Source organism: Sphingomonas hankookensis (genome assembly GCF_028551275.1).
Lineage (GTDB): Bacteria > Pseudomonadota > Alphaproteobacteria > Sphingomonadales > Sphingomonadaceae > Sphingomonas > Sphingomonas hankookensis_A.
Map to the genome: position 1 here is coordinate 2,224,492 of NZ_CP117025.1, position 15,913 is coordinate 2,240,404.

The window sequence follows — 15,913 nt, forward strand, 5'->3', positions numbered from 1 at the left end:
CGCATGACGCTCCGCCCGATCCTCGGACTCGCCGCCCTGCTGTGCAGCACGCCGGTCCTTGCCCAGTCGATCACGCCGCAGATGCTGCGCGACCATGTCGCGGTCCTTGCCAGCGATACATACGAAGGACGGGAACCCGGGACGGCCGGTGGCGATCGTGCGGAAGCCTATGTGTTGCAGGCATTTGCCGATGCCGGCCTGAAGCCGGGTGCGCCTGACGGCCGCTGGCGGCAGGAAGTGTCGCTGACCAACGTCCGCTCGGTATCGAGCAGCGGATCGGTCACGCGCGACGGTCGGACGACTCCGCTGCCCGGCCTAGTGGCCACGGGCAAGATGCCCGACACGCGCATTGCCGGGGTCGGCATGGTCTATGCCGGTGGGCTGGACGGTGCGGCGCTTGCGGCGGGACCGGTTCGCGACAAGGTCGTCGTGATGACGCTGGGGCCGGGGCGTAGCGCGAAGCTGGAGGCGCTCGCCCGTGCCGGTGCCGCCGCCGCGATCTTCGTGGCGCCCGCGACGCTCAAGGAAGCGGAACTGCGCGAGGCGTTCGGCCATGCCACCGTCCGCGACGGCAGCGTCGAACCGATGCTCGTCGCCTATCTTTCGGAAGCGCAGTCGGCCGCGCTGCTCGGCCCGCAGGCCGCCACGCTGACGAAGGCGGGCGCCGCCAAGGATTTTCACGCCGTTGCGCTGGACGGCACCGTCGCCCTATCGGCGGTCACCGTCCGCAACCGCTACACCACCGCCAACATCGTCGGCATGATCCCGGGCACCGCGACGCCGAACGAAGCGGTGCTGCTATCGGCGCACTGGGATCATATCGGCATCTGCCGTCCCGAAGGCGCACCCGACCGCATCTGCAACGGCGCGGCGGACAATGCCAGCGGCACCGCGATCCTGATCGAGGTCGCCAAGGTCCTCGCCAAGGGGCCGCCGTCCAATCGCAGCATCTACTTCGTCGCGACCACCGCCGAGGAAAAAGGGCTGATCGGTGCCGATGCCTATGCCGCTGCGGTCGCCGAAACCCCGCTGAAGATCGTCGCGAACCTCAATATCGACACCGCCGCGATCGTGCCGACCGGCATGCCGGTGGCGATGGTCGGGCGGGGCAACCATCCGAAGATCGACGCCATCGTCGACGCCACCGCCCGCGCGATCGGCCGCAAGGTCGATACCGATACCGAAGCGAACATCATGGTGCAGCGCCAGGATGGCTGGGCGTTCGGTAAGCGCGGCATCCCTGCGGTGATGGCCACCGGTTCGGTCAGCGACATGAAGCGGCTGTTCGCCTATCTCGACGGCCCGTATCACAAACCCAATGACGACCTCGCGCACATCGACCTGTCGGGTGCCGCCGAGGATGCCGACCTGCACGTGGCGCTCGCCCGTGCGCTTGCCGATCCCGCCCGCTACCCCGCCAACTGATACGAGACGACGCTCCCCATGGATATCACCCTCGGCCTGACCTTCGACGACGTGCTGCTGGTTCCGCAGGAATCGGACGTGCTGCCCAGCCAGGCCGACCCGCGCACCCGCGTCGCCCGTAATCTGGCGCTCAACATCCCGTTCCTGTCGTCGGCGATGGACACCGTGACCGAAGCCGACATGGCGATCGTCATGGCACAGTTGGGCGGCATCGGCGTGCTCCACCGCAACCTGACCATCGAGGAACAATGCGCGGCGGTCCGTGCGGTCAAGCGTTTCGAAAGCGGCATGGTCGTCAACCCGATCACCATCACCGCCGACGCCCCGCTGTCGGCCGCCCGCGCGCTGATGGAACGCCACCGGATCAGCGGCATTCCGGTCGTCGACGCCTCGGGCAAGCTGGTCGGCATCCTCACCAACCGCGACGTCCGTTTCGCCGAGAACCCGAACCAGCCCGTTGCCGAGCTGATGACGAAGGACAATCTTGCCACCGTTCGCATCGGCGTTGCGCAGGAGGAGGCGCGTCGCCAGCTGCACCAGCGCCGCATCGAGAAGCTGCTGGTGGTGGACGACAATTACCACTGCGTCGGCCTGATCACCGTCAAGGATATCGAAAAGGCCGTCACCTATCCCAACGCGACCAAGGACGGCGCGGGGCGCCTGTGTGTCGCCGCCGCCACCACGGTCGGCGACAAGGGCTATGAACGGACCGAAGCGCTGATCGAGGCCGAATGCGACCTGATCGTCATCGACACCGCCCACGGCCATAACCGCCAGGTCGCGGAAGCGGTGAAGCGGGTGAAGGCGATCGCCCCGCACGTCCAGGTCATCGCCGGCAACGTCGCAACCGGCGAAGCCACCCGCGCGCTGATCGATGCCGGGGCTGATGGTATCAAGGTCGGCATCGGCCCGGGCTCGATCTGCACCACCCGCGTCGTCGCCGGCGTCGGCGTGCCGCAGCTGACGGCGGTGATGGACGCGGCCAAGGCGGCAGCCGGCACCGGCGTCCCGGTCATCGCCGATGGCGGCATCCGGACCTCGGGCGATGTCGCCAAGGCGCTCGCCGCCGGCGCATCGGCGGTGATGATCGGATCGCTGCTGGCCGGCACCGAGGAAGCGCCCGGCGAAACCTTCCTGTACCAAGGCCGCGCCTACAAGAGCTATCGCGGCATGGGTTCGGTGGGTGCCATGGCCAAGGGGTCGGCCGACCGCTATTTCCAGCAGGATATCAAGGACCAGCTGAAGCTCGTGCCCGAAGGGATCGAGGGGCAGGTCGCGTTCAAGGGCCCGGCCAAGGACGTCATCCACCAGCTGGTCGGCGGCGTGAAGGCAGCGATGGGCTATACCGGATCGCACACCATCACCGAATTGCAGGATCGCGCGCGCTTCGTCCGCATCACCAATGCCGGCCTGCGCGAAAGCCACGTCCATGACGTGACGATCACGCGCGAGGCGCCGAACTACCCCACGCGCTGATCGGCACGCCGTCACAGGCGCACGCAACGCCCGGCCCCGAAATCGGGTGCCGGGCGTTTGCGGGTACGTTGACGGCCATCCGCATCCCGCTGGATTGATCTAGGTTATGTTGGTAGCGTCGCGCATCAATTTTCAGGAAGTTTCGGCATGAATCCCGCAGCGCGGACCCAGGCGGCAATCGATCTGGTCGATGCGATCATCGATGCAGCGAAGAGCGGCGGTGCGGCGGCGGATCAGGTGGCGAAGCGTTTCTTCGCGGCGCGCCGCTATGCCGGGTCGAAGGACCGTCGTGCGATCCGCACGCTGGCCTATGACGCCGTCCGACGATTCGGACCGGTCCCGGTATCGGCCCGCGCCGCGATCGTCGCGATGGCCGACGCGGACGCGGCGCTGGCAGCGACGTTCGACGGATCGTCCTATGGCCCAGCGCCCATTGCCGCCGACGAACCGCGCGCCGAAACCGGTCTGGCGCCCGCCTGGCTGGTCGACGCCTTTCGAAGCTCGGAATTGGGCGATGCCGACCTCGCCGCGCTGCTCGAGCGCGCACCGCTCGATATTCGGGTCAACCGCCTCCGCACCGACCGGGACGCCGTTCTTGCCGAGCTGGGAGGCGAGCCTGCGGCCGATCTGCCCGACGCGATCCGTTTGCCCGCCGAGGCGCCGCTCGATCAGGACGGCGTGTTGCAGGACGGCCGCGCCGAGGTGCAGGATTTCGGCAGCCAGATCGTGTCGCTCGCCGTCGGCGCGACACCGGACGGCTTCGCGATCGACCTGTGCGCCGGCGGCGGCGGCAAGACGCTCGCCATTGCCGCGCAGATGGCGGGGCGGGGGCGGATCCTCGCCACCGATACCGATCGGCCGCGCCTGTCGCGGCTCGCGCCGCGTGCCGCCCGTGCCGGCGTGACCATCGCCGAGCCCCGTCTGCTTGATCCGGGCAAGGAAGCGGCGATGCTGTCCGATGTTGCAGGTCAGGCGGACTGGGTGATGGTCGACGCGCCCTGTTCGGGCACCGGCACCTGGCGCCGCAATCCGGAGGCGCGCTGGCGGCTGACGCCGGATCGGCTCGACCGGGTCGTGGCGACCCAGGCACGGTTGCTCGACGTGGCGGCGGGTCTCACCTCTCCGACCGGCACCATTACCTATGTCGTCTGTTCGCTGCTGGACGCCGAAGGCAGGGGCCAGGTCGATGCGTTCCTGTCGCGTCATCCCGATTGGCGCGCGCTGCCGCTTGCATTGCCGCGCGGCCGCGTCCACGGTCGGGGCATGCGCCTGACCCCGGCATCCGACTCTACCGACGGTTTCTTCGTCGCACGGCTCGGCCGGGCATAAGGTGCCACTCGCTCGGTCGGAGATGTTGATGCGGTTCACCTCGGTTTCGGTCGCGGGCGCGCTGGTGCTGGTTTGTGCATCGGCCTCGCTCAGCGGTCAGCGTCCCGACAATCAGGTCGATCCGCGTTCGATGGCGCTGCTGCAACAGGGGCGCGCCGCGCAGGCTGCCGGCGACACCAATGCCGCGACCGGCCTGATCGAAAGCGCGCTGGTAATCGATCCGCGCAACCGCGCTGCCTATATCACGCTTGCCGATATCGCTCGCGCGCAGGGGCTGCCCGGCAAATCGATCCGCCTGTACCGCGAGGCGCTGAGCCTCGAACCGAACGACGTCGCCGCGCTGAAGGGCGAGGGCGAGGCGCTGGTCCAGAAGGGCGCCGTCAATCGTGCCAAGGATACGTTGGCCAAGCTCAAGACGGTTTGCGGCGCGACCTGTCCGGCAGCGAACGAACTGGCGGCGGTTATCGCCAAGGGCCCGCCGGTCACCGCGACCGCGCAGCAGACCCCGCCGGTGGTTCCGGGCGCGCCGAAGCCCGCGACGCCGCAATAGACGCTGGTTCAAGGAAGTTTGGATTCACGCGAAGGCGCGGAGACGCGGAGGGGTTGCGTCTCTGGCGGGCGGCCCGCGAACGGGAGACGTCTTGCCGGGCTCTGGCAGATACTGACGCCGCTGGCGCGGGGTGACGTCGCGCCAAGCGCAACCCCTTCGCGTCTCCGCCTTCGCGTGAACCTCTTCTTTCTAAACCGATAAAGCCCGCGCCAACGTCACGAACTCGGCGACCGACACCGTCTCCGCCCGCCGCGTAACATCGATCCCGACCGCTTCCGCAGCCTCGATCGCGCCCGGCACCGCCTTCAAGCTCTGCCGCAGCATCTTGCGCCGCTGACCGAATGCCGCCGCCGTCAGCCGCTCCAGCACCTTCAGCGAAACGCCCTCCGGCGCATCGGTCGGCACGACATGGACCACCGCCGACATGACCTTGGGCGGCGGGGTGAAGGCACTGCGATGCACCGGCATCGCGATCCGCGCCGTGCTCCGCCACTGCGCCAGCACCGCCAGCCGGCCATAGGCATCGTCATTGGCGCCCGCGACGATACGGTCCGCGACCTCGCGCTGGAACATCAGCGTCAGGCTCTGCCACCATGGCCGCCAGTCGCTCGACAGCCAGCCGACGAACAACGCGGTGCCGACATTGTACGGCAGGTTCGACGCGATGTGCGGCCGCCCTTCGAACAGCGCGGGAGCATCGATCTCGAGCGCATCTCCCTCGATCAGCCGCAGCCGTCCCGGGAACAACGCCCCTAGCTCCTCCAGCGCGGGAATGCAGCGATGGTCGCGCTCGATCGCCGTCACCTTCGCGCCCGCCAGCAGCAATGCCCGCGTCAGGCCACCCGGACCGGGTCCGACCTCCAGCACCTCCTGATCCTGCAAATCACCAGGTACGCGCGCGATCCGGTCGAGCAACTGCTGGTCGAACAGGAAATTCTGCCCCAGCGCCTTGTTCGCCGACAGCCCGTGCCGCTGGATGACGTCACGCAGCGGCGGGAGCGGGGTAAGCGGCGCGACACTCATGCGACGGCGGCCCGGCGCGCGGCCGCCTCGCCCGCCATGCGGATCGCCGCGATCATCGCGCCCGGCTCGGCCACGTCTTCCCCGGCGATATCGAACGCGGTGCCGTGATCGGGCGACGTCCGCACGATCGGCAGGCCCAGCGTGATGTTGACCCCATCGTCGAAATGCAGCGTCTTGATCGGGATCAGCGCCTGGTCGTGATAGGCGCAAAGCGCCGCATCATATTTCGCCCGCGCGCGCGGATGGAACATCGTGTCCGCCGCCAGCGGTCCGACGATGTCGATTCCCTCGGCCCGCAACTGCGCGACCGCCGGTTGCATCACCTCGATCTCCTCGCGGCCGATCGCGCCGCTCTCGCCGGCATGCGGGTTCAGCCCCGCCAGCGCCAGCCGGGGCGCAGCGATCCCGAAGTCGCGAGTCAGCCCCCGCGCCGTCGTTCGCGCTCGCGCGACGATCAGTTCGACGGTCAGCGTCGACGGCACGTCGGCCAACGGCTCGTGGATCGTGATCGGCACCACGCGCAGCGTCGGTCCCGCCAGCATCATCACCGCATTCTCACGCGCCACGCCGCACCGCTCCGCGACGAATTCGGTCTGCCCCGGATAGGTGAAGCCGATGCGATACAGCTCCGCCTTGGAGATCGGCGCGGTGACCAGCCCCGACGCGGCATCCGACCGCGCCAGTCCCGCCGCCAGCTCGAGCGACTGCAGCGCGCAGCGTGCCCCGCCGATATCCGGCCGCCCCGGCACGATCGCATCGCCATCGACCACCGACACGACGGGCAGCGCACGGTTGAACACCTTCGCCGCGTCGCGCGGATCGTCGATCCGCTCTACCGGCCCGGTCCAGACCTGCGATACCGCCCGGACGTCGCCGACCGCGAAGAAGCAGGGCAGCGCCTCCGTCTCCCGGCGCGCCCATGCCTTTGCGATCACCTCCGGGCCGATACCCGCCGGATCGCCCATCGATATGGCGAGCGGAGCGACAACCGGCATCGCGCCCGCCCCCTCAACGATACTCGATCACCGCATCGCGCCGCAGGTCGCGCATCATCCGCTGGGCACGCAGGTTCACGCGCTCCTGTTCCAAGCCCTGCTGGATCTGCGCCGCGCTCGGGATGCCGGCGGTGCGCGGGTCTTCGCGACCGCACAGGATCAGCACGCGGACGCCGTCCTTGGGGGAACCGAACGGCGGCGTCGCCTGTCCGACGTTCAGCTTCAGGATGATGTCCTGCAGTGCCGGCGGCAGGCTGCGCAGCACCACCGAGTCGTTGTCGACGACTTCGGCCTTCTGCGCCTGCGCGATCTTGGTCGCATCGCCGCAACCGCGGATCGCCTGCGTTGCCTCGGTAAAGGCGGCGACCTTCGCGCTCGCCTGCGCCTCGGTCGTGCCGGGGGCGAACGGCAGGAACAGCTGGCGCAGCGCCAGCTTGGCGTCGCGCGGATCGGCCATCAGCACCTGCCGCTTGTCGGCCAGGTACAGGATCGAATAGCCGCCCGGCACCTCGATCGGGCCGGCGATCTGGCCGACCTGCATCTGGGTGGCGGCGCGCTGCAACGCGTCGGGCAACATATTGAGCCGGACGAAGCCCAGGTCGCCACCGACCGCGCGGGTCGATGCTTCGGAGAAGTTGCGCGCGAAATATTCGAACGGAGCGCCCTGGCGGATCTGTTCGATCATCTTCTGCATCGCGCCCTGCACCTCGGGCGCGCGGTCGGGCGTTGCCGCCATGTAGATTTCGCGAAGGCTATATTCTTCGGTGCCTTTCGATTCCTCCATCCGCTTGATGACCGCGGCGACTTCTTCCTCGCCCACGTTCACGAACGGTTCGACCTGCCGCCGCAGCAGCCGGCTCCACGCCAGTTCGCCCTCGATCTGGCGGCGCAGCGACCGCTCCGACGAGCCGGCGGTGCGCAGATAGGCACGCAGCTGTTCCGGCGTCTGGTTGAAACGCTGCTTGGCCAGCCGGTTGAAGCTCTGCTCCAACTCGGCAGGCGTGACGGTGATGTCCTTTGCCTTCGCCTGCTGGATCTGCAGCGTCTCGTCGATCAGCTGACGCACGACCTGCGCGCGCAGCACTTCGCGATCCTCGGCGGTCAGCTTGTAATCGTTCAGCGCGACGATCAACGCCATGCGCTGGTCGACATCGGTGCCGGTCAGCACCGTGTCGTTCACGATCGCGGTCGGCTTGCGGATATTGGGGTCCAGCTTGCCGAAGATCGTCGGGTTGCCCGGCAGGTTCAGGTTCGCGCCGGGCACGTCCTGCCCGTCGCTAACCGTCTGCGCGGCCAGCGTTGCGGCGGCGGCGATCGCGACGAAACCGGCGATCGAACGGCCGATACGGCCGGCATTCACGATGTTCTTGGTCACTTGGTCGTCATATCCCATGCGCGGATGATCAGGGCGGTGCCGCATCATTCGGGCAAATTCATGGCCCGCCGCGCCTGAACAGAGCCTTATCGTCCCAGGTTCTTCAATGCCAGCGTTACCAGATAGCTGCTGCCGCTGCGCGCGTCGCCGATCCGCTGGTAATCGCGCTTCCAGGTGAGGCCCAGCCGCAGGCAGTCGTCCTCATACTGCACGCCCAGCCGGTGGCGGATCGGGTCATAGCCGTCCGACAGCGACAGCGAATCCTCCGACTTGTCGGTCAGGTCGACGGTGGCGGAGGCGAAGGCCGACCAGAACGGCCCGAACGCCGCCCGCGCGCCGACGCGGATTTCCTCGCGATCCTGCAAATCTTCCAGCTCGTCGATGTCGCGGTTGAGCCGCAGATAGCCGACCTGGACATAGGTCCGCCGGCTGCCGACCGTCGCGTCCACTTCGTTGCGGCGGATCTTCAACCCGTCCTTGTCCAGCCGGTAGCGGTGGGTGAAGGTCACCAGTTCGCGGAACCGCATGTCGGTGCGACCGACGATATCGGAAAAGCGGTCGTCCAGCCCGGTGCCGCTGGGCAGGATGCTCGCCCGCTGGCTGGTGCGATAGCTTTGCCCGACCGTCGCCGCCACCGCCACGCCCGGCAGGTCGAGCGCATAGTCGAGGCCATAGGTGACGCGCGACGAATCCTCGAACCGGTCATATCCGGCGAAGCGATTGAGCGCGAAGAGGTTCGAATCCTCCAGATCGACCGCGCGCGCATCCTCGTTCGGCACGGCGAGATTGGAGATCCTCGGCGATGCGACCAACTGCACCCGCGGGGAAATACGCTGCGTGCCGCGCCCGATCGCGCCGACGAACGGCCAGCGGACATCGACCGCCAGCGCGGCGATCCCGCGCGGGGTGAACCCTTCGTCGCCGCGATAGCTGAGCACCGCCGTATCGATCGTGTCGCGCGCGTTGTACGCATCGGCACGGCCATAGGCGGTGAACGTCACCTCCTGCCCCAGCGGGGTATAGCGGGTCAGGTCCCAGCGCGCGGCGACGAAGGCGCGCTGCGTATCCTGTCCCTCGCTGCGGCTGATCGCCAGCGTGTTCAGCTGCACCTGCGCGACGCCGCCCAGCAATCCGTTGAAGCGGCGGCGATAGTCGATCTCGGGCAGCGCGATCGGCTGCATCCCCTGATCGTCGCCGACGCGCAGCGTCTGCACCGCCCAGCCGCTGATCGACAGCATCGAATCGCGGTCGATCCGCTCGACCGTCACATTGTTGCGCAGCCGGTCGTCACGCGAAATGTCGTAGCGGCGCAGGAACGTCTGGTCGGTGGCATAGCGCAGCGACCCCGACACGCTCCAGTTCGGGTCGAGCTGGAATCGGCCGACCGTATCGATATAGCCGCGGAACGACCGCTCGGTCCCGGTCGGCGACGCGCCGAGCACCAGGTCGTCGCTGCGCCGGCTGACCGTTGCATAGCCCTGCACCCGGTACGCGCCCTTGCTCGACAGCGACCGGTAATCGGCCTGCAGCATCGGCAGGACGGCGGTGAAGACATGTGGGGTGATTGTCAGGTCGCGATTGGGCGCGAGGTTGAAATAATAGGGGACCGCGACTTCCAGCCCGTTGACCCGGTCGAGCCGGATCGACGGCGCCAGCAGCCCCGAATCGCTGCCATCGCCGATCGTGTGCGAGAAGGACGGCAGCGGGATGGTCGGCAGGCCGAAGATAGTCAGCCCCGCGCCGGTATAGCGAATGCGCTTGCGCGTCGGGTCGTACCGGACCTTCAGCGCGGTGATCTTCCACGACGGCTCCTTGGGACAGCCGGCGGAGTTCGTGACCGAACAGGGTGTATAGGCGGCACTTTCGACCGTCACCACGCCGTTTTCCGACCTGGTGCCGCGCTTCGCCGCGATCCGGCCGCCTTCGTCCAGCACGACCAGCATGTTGTCGACCACGCCGTCCTTCAGGCTGTCGGTCAGCTCGATCCGGTCGCCATAGGCGACGTCACCTTCCGGGTTGGTGACCGCAATATTGCCGTCGGCCACGACCTGTCCGGTCTTGCGGTTCCACGTCACCCGGTCGGCACGCAACCGGTTGCCCTCGCGCAGCAGCCGCACCTCGCCGGTCGCGGTCACGACATCGGCGTTGCTGTCATATTCCAGCAGGTCTGACGAAAAATCGATCTGGTCGCTGGTCGCGGGCGTCGGCAGCGCGCTTCCCGGTGGCGGAGGCGGAAGGCTGCGATCCTGCAGGTCCTGTGCGACCGCAGGGCCGGCGATCGCCAGCGTCAGGCCAAGGGCAAGCGACCCCAACGAACGCTTCACTAGTCTCGCTTCCCCAAACCGTTTGGCGCCCGACCCGCGGACGCTCGTTCCGCGCTATTGCATCGTGGCGCGGGAACCGCAATCGCCCTTGGCCCGCTTTACCTGCCCATCGCGACGCGCCTAGAAGGTGCCTGCGCCGCGTGCGCCACTGTCTTGAGGAAACCCATGTCGATTTCGATCCAGTTCGCGTCCCAGCGGGGAACCGCCACCGCCCTCGTCCTGCCCATCGCCGCCGGCGGTCTGGCGCGGGTCGATGCCGCGGGTCTGGAGCCGCAGGTCGCCTCGCTGGTGGCGGGTGCCGCCAAGGCCGGGCGCTTCGACGGCGAAGCCGGGTCGATGGCCGAAATCTTCGTGCCGGGCGAGGGGGATAGCGCCGGTCGCGTCATCCTGCTCGGCATCGGCGACGGCGAAGGGCCGGCGCTCGAAAAGGCCGGCGGTGCGCTGACCGGCCGCTTCCTGCTGTCGGGCCTGACCGACCTGACCGTCGACTTCACCGGCACCGACGTGTCGGCCAGGGCCATCGCCCGCTTCGCGGCAACCGCGGCGCAGCGCGGCTGGCGGCAGGACGGCTATCGCACCAAGATGCCCGAAAAGTCGAAGCCGACGCTGACCGGCCTGACCATCGTCGGCGCGCCCGAGGGCATCGACGATGCCTTCGTCGCCGCCGATGCGATCACCAAGGGGCTGGACCTGACCCGCACCCTCGTCACCGATCCGCCCAACATCCTGTACCCGGTCAGCTTCGTCGAGAAGTGCCGCGAGCTGGAAGCGCTGGGCGTCGAACTGACGATCCTCGACGAACGGCAGATGGCCGAACTCGGCATGGGCGCGCTCTTGGGCGTCGGTCTGGGCTCCGAAAAGGAATCGCGCCTGCTCGCGATGCGCTGGACCGGCAAGGCCGAGGGCGATGTCGACCTCGCGCTGGTCGGCAAGGGCGTGACCTTCGACACCGGCGGTATTTCGCTCAAGCCCGGGCCCGGCATGGAGGACATGAAGTGGGACATGGGCGGCGCGGGCGCCGTCGTCGGCGCGATGAAGGCGCTGGCCAGCCGCAAGGCGAAGGCGAACGTCGTCGGCGTGGTCGGGCTGGTCGAGAACATGCCCGACGGCAAGGCGCAGCGTCCGGGTGACGTGGTGACGTCGATGTCGGGCCAGACCATCGAGGTGCTGAACACCGATGCCGAAGGCCGCCTCGTCCTGTGCGACGTGCTCACCTGGGTCCAGAAGACGCATCGCCCCAAGACCATCGTCGATCTCGCCACCCTGACCGGTGCGATGATCATCAGCCTCGGCAACGAACATGGCGGCCTGTTCGCCAACGACGATTCGCTGGCCGACGAGCTGCTCGCCGCCTCGCGCGAATCGGGCGACCTGTTGTGGCGCTTCCCGCTGTCGCCGGCGTACGACAAGCTGCTCGACAGCCCGATCGCCGACATGAAGAATATCGGCCCGCGCGGCGCCGGGTCGATCACCGCCGCGCAGTTCCTCAAGCGCTATATCGAGGACGGCGTACGCTGGGCGCATCTCGACATCGCCGGCATGGTGTGGGCCGACAAGCCCGGCAACCATCACGACAAGGGCGCGACCGGTTTCGGCGTGCGCCTGCTCGACCGGTTCGTGGCGGATAATTTCGAGCAATGACGTCATTCCCGCGCAGGCGGGAATCCATACACGCTGACGTCGCGGCTCCATCGCGATCGTTAGCGGCTATGGGTTCCCGCCTGCGCGGGAACGACGAAAGGGCGCGGACATGAAAGTCGACTTCTACCACCTGACCCGCAGCCCGCTCGACCGGGTGCTGCCGCGCATCGCCCAGCGTCTCCACGACGATGGCGAGCGCCTGCTGCTGCTGTCGGACGACGCCGACCAGCGCCGTCACCTCGACATGCTGCTGTGGACCTATGCCCCCGACAGCTTCCTGCCGCATGCCGAGGCCGGCTCAGGCGACGACGCTTGCCAAGCCGTGCTGATCGCCCCCGAACCGACCGACGCCAACGCCGCACGCAACGTCGCGATCGTCGACGGTCGCTGGCGCGACGAAGCGCTCACCTTCGACCGCGCGTTCCACTTCTTCGGCGAGGATCACATCGCCGCCGCCCGCACCGCATGGAAGGGGCTGGCCGACCGCGAGGACGTCGAGCGCCGCTACTGGCGGCAGGGTGACGGCGGCTGGGAGCAGGCGGCGTAACGCTTGCCTGTCGCGCGCCGCCCGACTAGGGGGACCGGCGACAATCCTTCCAACACCATAACGCAGGAGCCGCGACCACCATGGCCGCTACCCGTACCTTTTCGATCATCAAGCCCGACGCGACCCGCCGCAACCTGACCGGCGCCGTCACCAAGATGCTGGAGGAAGCCGGCCTGCGCGTCGTCGCCTCGAAGCGCATCCAGATGACCCGCGAACAGGCCGAAGGCTTCTACGGCGTGCACCGCGAGCGTCCGTTCTTCAACGACCTGGTGTCGTTCATGATCTCCGGCCCGGTCGTCGTGCAGGTACTGGAAGGCGAGAACGCCGTGCAGAAGAACCGCGACGTCATGGGCGCGACCAATCCGGCGAACGCCGAGCCGGGCACGATCCGCAAGGAACTGGCCGAATCGATCGAAGCCAACTCGGTCCATGGTTCGGATTCGGAAGAGAATGCGAAGATCGAGATCGACTTCTTCTTCAAGCCGGAAGAGATCGTCGGCTGATTTTGGTCGGTCGATGGAGACGGGCCCGCTTCCCATTGGGAGGCGGGCCTTTTTCTTTGTCTGAAGGCTCATACCACCCCACCCGTTCGGTTCGAGCAGCCTCGAGCCTGCCGAGTTTTGGGGAGAACGCGATTTTCTAATTTTGAAACGCGACCGCACATTTGTCCGATCGCTTAAATATATATGTAATGGTTCTATTTGCATTGATGTTGCGTTTGGTGCGAGTAAGTTTGCCTTGCGACTCACGTTGCAAAGGAAACAAGTATGACAAGATCTTCGAGAATGCGTCTATTTGTAGCTTGTGCCTTTTCGCTCGCAAGCACAATGTCTGTGCCGGCTTTGGCCGAGAGCAGGCAAGCTGTTTGCGCTCGCGCTGCGAAAAACTACTGCGATGCCAACCCCGACGAATACGCATCGTATCAGGAATGTGTTGGGACCGAGTACGAGGATTGTCTCGAAGGAATTCCTGGCCCCCCTTCGAAACCACCGACCGATCCGAACCCACCCTATTGTTGGCAGTACAACATTCAATGTCCGTAAATCACGGTGTGGGGTGCGGTTTGTACCGCACTCCACGAACAGCTAACTCCGAACGATACAACATGGTCGCGTAGCCGGACTGATCTACGCCACTTCATCGAATTGAAGTGAGCGCGATCCAGCGCCGCCGCTCGGCCCGCGCATCCTCCGCGCCGCTCACCGACCGCCCGCCTCCAGCAATGCGCGTGGTGCCGCCAGTTCCCAGCTGCGCGCGATGCGATCCTCGACGAGCGTCCAGTCGACATCGCCGGTCAGCGTTATCGCGACCCAGCCCTTCGCCGCGAGATAGGCGGGCAGGGAATAGGTGTCGGGTGCCGCCTCGATCAGCATCGCCTGTTCGTCGCTGCTGCCGGTCCGCACGCACAACACGGTGCGTCCGTCGCCATGATGGTCGTCGCGAAACTGCGCGAATTGCCGGTCGTGGACGAAGAAGGTCGGCTCACCGTGGGTGGTTCGCTCGTCCACCTCCGGCAACACCTTCACGGCCTCACGGATACGGTCGAGCATCTCGGTCATCGCGTCACATACTCCGCCAGCGTTTGCGGGTAGAGGCGATGTTCCTCCACCAGCACCCGTGCCGCCAGACTGTCCGGCGTATCGTCGGGCAGGATCGGAACGCGCGCCTGGGCCAATACGCTCCCGGCATCCAACTCTTCGGTGACGACATGCACCGAACAGCCGGCTTCCCGGTCACCCGCCGCAATGGCGCGCGCATGGGTGTCGAGGCCCTTGTAGGCGGGCAGCAGCGAAGGGTGGATATTGACGATCCGGTCGCGCCACTTCGCCACGAAGTCACCCGACAACAGCCGCATATAGCCCGCCAGCGCGATCGTTTCGACGCCCGCCTCGCGCAGCGCGCCGTCGATCGCCGCCTCATACTCCGCCTTCGCCATGCCCTTGGGCGAAAGGGAAAAGGTCGCGATGCCCTGTTCGGCGGCATGGGTCAGGCCGGCGGCATCGGGCTTGTCCGACGCCACCAGCACGACCTCATAGGGACAGTCCGCCGCCTTCGCCGCCGCGACCAACGCCGCCATGTTCGACCCGCGCCCCGAAATCAGGACACCGACACGATGCCTAGCCAAGATGCGTCGCGCTCCAGTCCGCGCGCGCGCTCCACGTGCCCGCGCTGCCCTTCACGGTGCAGCCCTTGTCGCCCGCCTCGACCGTACCGATCCGCACGACCGTCTCGCCCGCTTGCGTCAGCGCTGCGGCGACCGCCTCGGCATCGTCGGCCGCGACCAGCACCGCCATGCCGATGCCGCAGTTGAAGGTCCGCGCCATCTCCTCCGGCTCGATATTGCCCTGCGCCTGCAGGAACGCCATCAACCGCGGCTGTTCCCACGCATCGGCATCGACCTGCGCATGGGCGCCCTCGGGCAGGACGCGCGGGATATTCTCCAGCAACCCGCCACCGGTAATATGGGCGAGGCCATGGATGCGCCCCTCGCGGAGCAGCGGCAGCAGCGACTTCACGTAGATCTTCGTCGGCGCCAACAGCGCGTCGATCAGCAACACGTCCTGATCGAACAGGGCAGGGCGGTCGAGCTTCCACGCCTTGTCCGCCGCCAGCCGCCGCACCAGCGAAAAGCCGTTCGAATGCACCCCCGACGAAGCGAGGCCCAGGATCACGTCGCCGACCGCCACCTTGTCGCCGGTCAGCAACTGCTCGCGCTCGACTGCCCCCACGCAGAAGCCGGCGAGGTCGTAATCCTCGCCCTCATACATGCCCGGCATTTCCGCCGTCTCGCCGCCGATCAGCGCGCAGCCCGCCTGGCGGCACCCTTCGGCGATCGATCCGACGACCCGCTCGGCGGTCTCGGCGACCAGCTTGCCGGTGGCATAATAGTCGAGGAAGAACAGCGGCTCGGCGCCCTGCACGATCAGGTCGTTGGCGCACATCGCGACCAGGTCGATGCCCACGCCGTCATGGGCGTTGTGCTCGATCGCGAGCTTCAACTTGGTGCCCACGCCGTCATTGGCGGCGACCAGCAACGGGTCCTTGAACCCCGCCGCCTTGGGATCGAACACCCCGCCGAACCCGCCCAGTTCGGCATCCGCCCCCGGGCGCCGCGTCGATTTCGCCAACGGCCCGATGGCACGGACCAGGGCATTGCCCGCCGCGATCGATACGCCTGCCTGTGCGTAGGTATAGCCGCCGCCGCGGTCCGCTTCGTTGCTCATGATT

General features: G+C 67.4%; 14 protein-coding genes. 7 read left to right on the top strand and 7 right to left on the bottom strand.

Translation table 11 applies throughout. The features are described from left to right. Positions 1 to 3 precede the first annotated feature (3 nt). The 4 genes from PPZ50_RS10570 (at position 4) to PPZ50_RS10585 (ending at position 4,780) form a co-directional block, all read left to right on the top strand. Complete coding sequence (locus tag PPZ50_RS10570) at positions 4 to 1,425, top strand: M28 family peptidase (RefSeq protein ID WP_066687834.1); 1,422 nt, start codon at positions 4 to 6, stop codon at positions 1,423 to 1,425. Positions 1,426 to 1,443: 18 nt separating this feature from the next. After that, entirely contained in the window at positions 1,444 to 2,901 is a 1,458-nt protein-coding gene (gene guaB / locus PPZ50_RS10575) for an IMP dehydrogenase (RefSeq protein WP_066687836.1), read from the top strand. Between the two features lie 147 nt (positions 2,902 to 3,048). Further along, on the top strand, positions 3,049 to 4,230 hold the full coding sequence (locus PPZ50_RS10580; protein ID WP_066687839.1) for an RsmB/NOP family class I SAM-dependent RNA methyltransferase: 1,182 nt from the start codon (positions 3,049 to 3,051) through the stop codon (positions 4,228 to 4,230). 28 nt (positions 4,231 to 4,258) lie between these two features. Next, positions 4,259 to 4,780, top strand: coding sequence for a tetratricopeptide repeat protein (locus PPZ50_RS10585; protein ID WP_066688125.1), 522 nt, complete (start codon positions 4,259 to 4,261; stop codon positions 4,778 to 4,780). A gap of 189 nt (positions 4,781 to 4,969) precedes the next feature. Here PPZ50_RS10585 and rsmA read toward each other — a convergent pair whose 3' ends face one another. From rsmA to PPZ50_RS10605, 4 genes are all read right to left on the bottom strand, one after another. Continuing rightward, positions 4,970 to 5,803 (bottom strand): 16S rRNA (adenine(1518)-N(6)/adenine(1519)-N(6))-dimethyltransferase RsmA, encoded by an 834-nt coding sequence (gene rsmA, locus PPZ50_RS10590; RefSeq protein ID WP_066687840.1) that lies wholly within the window; start codon positions 5,801 to 5,803, stop codon positions 4,970 to 4,972. Beyond that, positions 5,800 to 6,798: a 4-hydroxythreonine-4-phosphate dehydrogenase PdxA gene (gene pdxA, locus PPZ50_RS10595; RefSeq protein WP_084401231.1), complete on the bottom strand. Its 999-nt coding sequence runs from the start codon at positions 6,796 to 6,798 to the stop codon at positions 5,800 to 5,802. The genes rsmA and pdxA overlap by 4 nt, the downstream gene beginning before the upstream one ends. 13 nt (positions 6,799 to 6,811) lie before the next feature. Further along, on the bottom strand, positions 6,812 to 8,173 hold the full coding sequence (locus PPZ50_RS10600) for a peptidylprolyl isomerase (RefSeq protein ID WP_232307839.1): 1,362 nt from the start codon (positions 8,171 to 8,173) through the stop codon (positions 6,812 to 6,814). An 86-nt stretch (positions 8,174 to 8,259) separates the two neighbouring features. Further along, a complete protein-coding gene (locus PPZ50_RS10605; protein ID WP_066687851.1) occupies positions 8,260 to 10,497 on the bottom strand; it encodes an LPS-assembly protein LptD in 2,238 nt (745 codons plus the stop codon). Positions 10,498 to 10,668: 171 nt separating this feature from the next. Between PPZ50_RS10605 and PPZ50_RS10610 the strand changes: the two genes are divergently transcribed. The 3 genes from PPZ50_RS10610 to ndk all read left to right on the top strand — a co-directional run bounded on the left by PPZ50_RS10610 (position 10,669) and on the right by ndk (position 13,188). After that, positions 10,669 to 12,138: a leucyl aminopeptidase gene (locus PPZ50_RS10610; protein ID WP_420794428.1), complete on the top strand. Its 1,470-nt coding sequence runs from the start codon at positions 10,669 to 10,671 to the stop codon at positions 12,136 to 12,138. A gap of 109 nt (positions 12,139 to 12,247) precedes the next feature. Further along, positions 12,248 to 12,685, top strand: coding sequence for a DNA polymerase III subunit chi (locus tag PPZ50_RS10615; RefSeq protein WP_066687854.1), 438 nt, complete (start codon positions 12,248 to 12,250; stop codon positions 12,683 to 12,685). Between the two features lie 80 nt (positions 12,686 to 12,765). After that, positions 12,766 to 13,188 (top strand): nucleoside-diphosphate kinase, encoded by a 423-nt coding sequence (gene ndk / locus PPZ50_RS10620; protein ID WP_066687857.1) that lies wholly within the window; start codon positions 12,766 to 12,768, stop codon positions 13,186 to 13,188. A gap of 696 nt (positions 13,189 to 13,884) precedes the next feature. Here ndk and PPZ50_RS10625 read toward each other — a convergent pair. The 3 genes from PPZ50_RS10625 to purM are packed head-to-tail and all read right to left on the bottom strand — an operon-like array spanning position 13,885 to position 15,909. Further along, entirely contained in the window at positions 13,885 to 14,244 is a 360-nt protein-coding gene (locus PPZ50_RS10625) for an MmcQ/YjbR family DNA-binding protein (protein WP_066687858.1), read from the bottom strand. Beyond that, positions 14,241 to 14,762, bottom strand: coding sequence for a phosphoribosylglycinamide formyltransferase (purN, locus tag PPZ50_RS10630; protein ID WP_084401233.1), 522 nt, complete (start codon positions 14,760 to 14,762; stop codon positions 14,241 to 14,243). Before purN ends, PPZ50_RS10625 begins: the two co-directional genes overlap by 4 nt. A gap of 40 nt (positions 14,763 to 14,802) precedes the next feature. Then, positions 14,803 to 15,909: a phosphoribosylformylglycinamidine cyclo-ligase gene (gene purM / locus PPZ50_RS10635; RefSeq protein ID WP_066687862.1), complete on the bottom strand. Its 1,107-nt coding sequence runs from the start codon at positions 15,907 to 15,909 to the stop codon at positions 14,803 to 14,805. Positions 15,910 to 15,913: the final 4 nt, after the last annotated feature.

Excerpts from the sequence above, each read along its gene's own strand:
- PPZ50_RS10570 (WP_066687834.1), top strand. The coding sequence starts at position 4 with ATGACGCTCCGCCCGATCCTCGGACTCGCCGCCCTGCTGTGCAGCACG.
- guaB (WP_066687836.1), top strand. The coding sequence starts at position 1,444 with ATGGATATCACCCTCGGCCTGACCTTCGACGACGTGCTGCTGGTTCCG.
- PPZ50_RS10580 (WP_066687839.1), top strand. The coding sequence starts at position 3,049 with ATGAATCCCGCAGCGCGGACCCAGGCGGCAATCGATCTGGTCGATGCG.
- PPZ50_RS10585 (WP_066688125.1), top strand. The coding sequence starts at position 4,259 with ATGCGGTTCACCTCGGTTTCGGTCGCGGGCGCGCTGGTGCTGGTTTGT.
- rsmA (WP_066687840.1), bottom strand. The coding sequence starts at position 5,803 with ATGAGTGTCGCGCCGCTTACCCCGCTCCCGCCGCTGCGTGACGTCATC.
- pdxA (WP_084401231.1), bottom strand. The coding sequence starts at position 6,798 with ATGCCGGTTGTCGCTCCGCTCGCCATATCGATGGGCGATCCGGCGGGT.
- PPZ50_RS10615 (WP_066687854.1), top strand. The coding sequence starts at position 12,248 with ATGAAAGTCGACTTCTACCACCTGACCCGCAGCCCGCTCGACCGGGTG.
- ndk (WP_066687857.1), top strand. The coding sequence starts at position 12,766 with ATGGCCGCTACCCGTACCTTTTCGATCATCAAGCCCGACGCGACCCGC.
- PPZ50_RS10625 (WP_066687858.1), bottom strand. The coding sequence starts at position 14,244 with ATGACCGAGATGCTCGACCGTATCCGTGAGGCCGTGAAGGTGTTGCCG.
- purN (WP_084401233.1), bottom strand. The coding sequence starts at position 14,762 with ATGGCGGCGTTGGTCGCGGCGGCGAAGGCGGCGGACTGTCCCTATGAG.
- purM (WP_066687862.1), bottom strand. The coding sequence starts at position 15,909 with ATGAGCAACGAAGCGGACCGCGGCGGCGGCTATACCTACGCACAGGCA.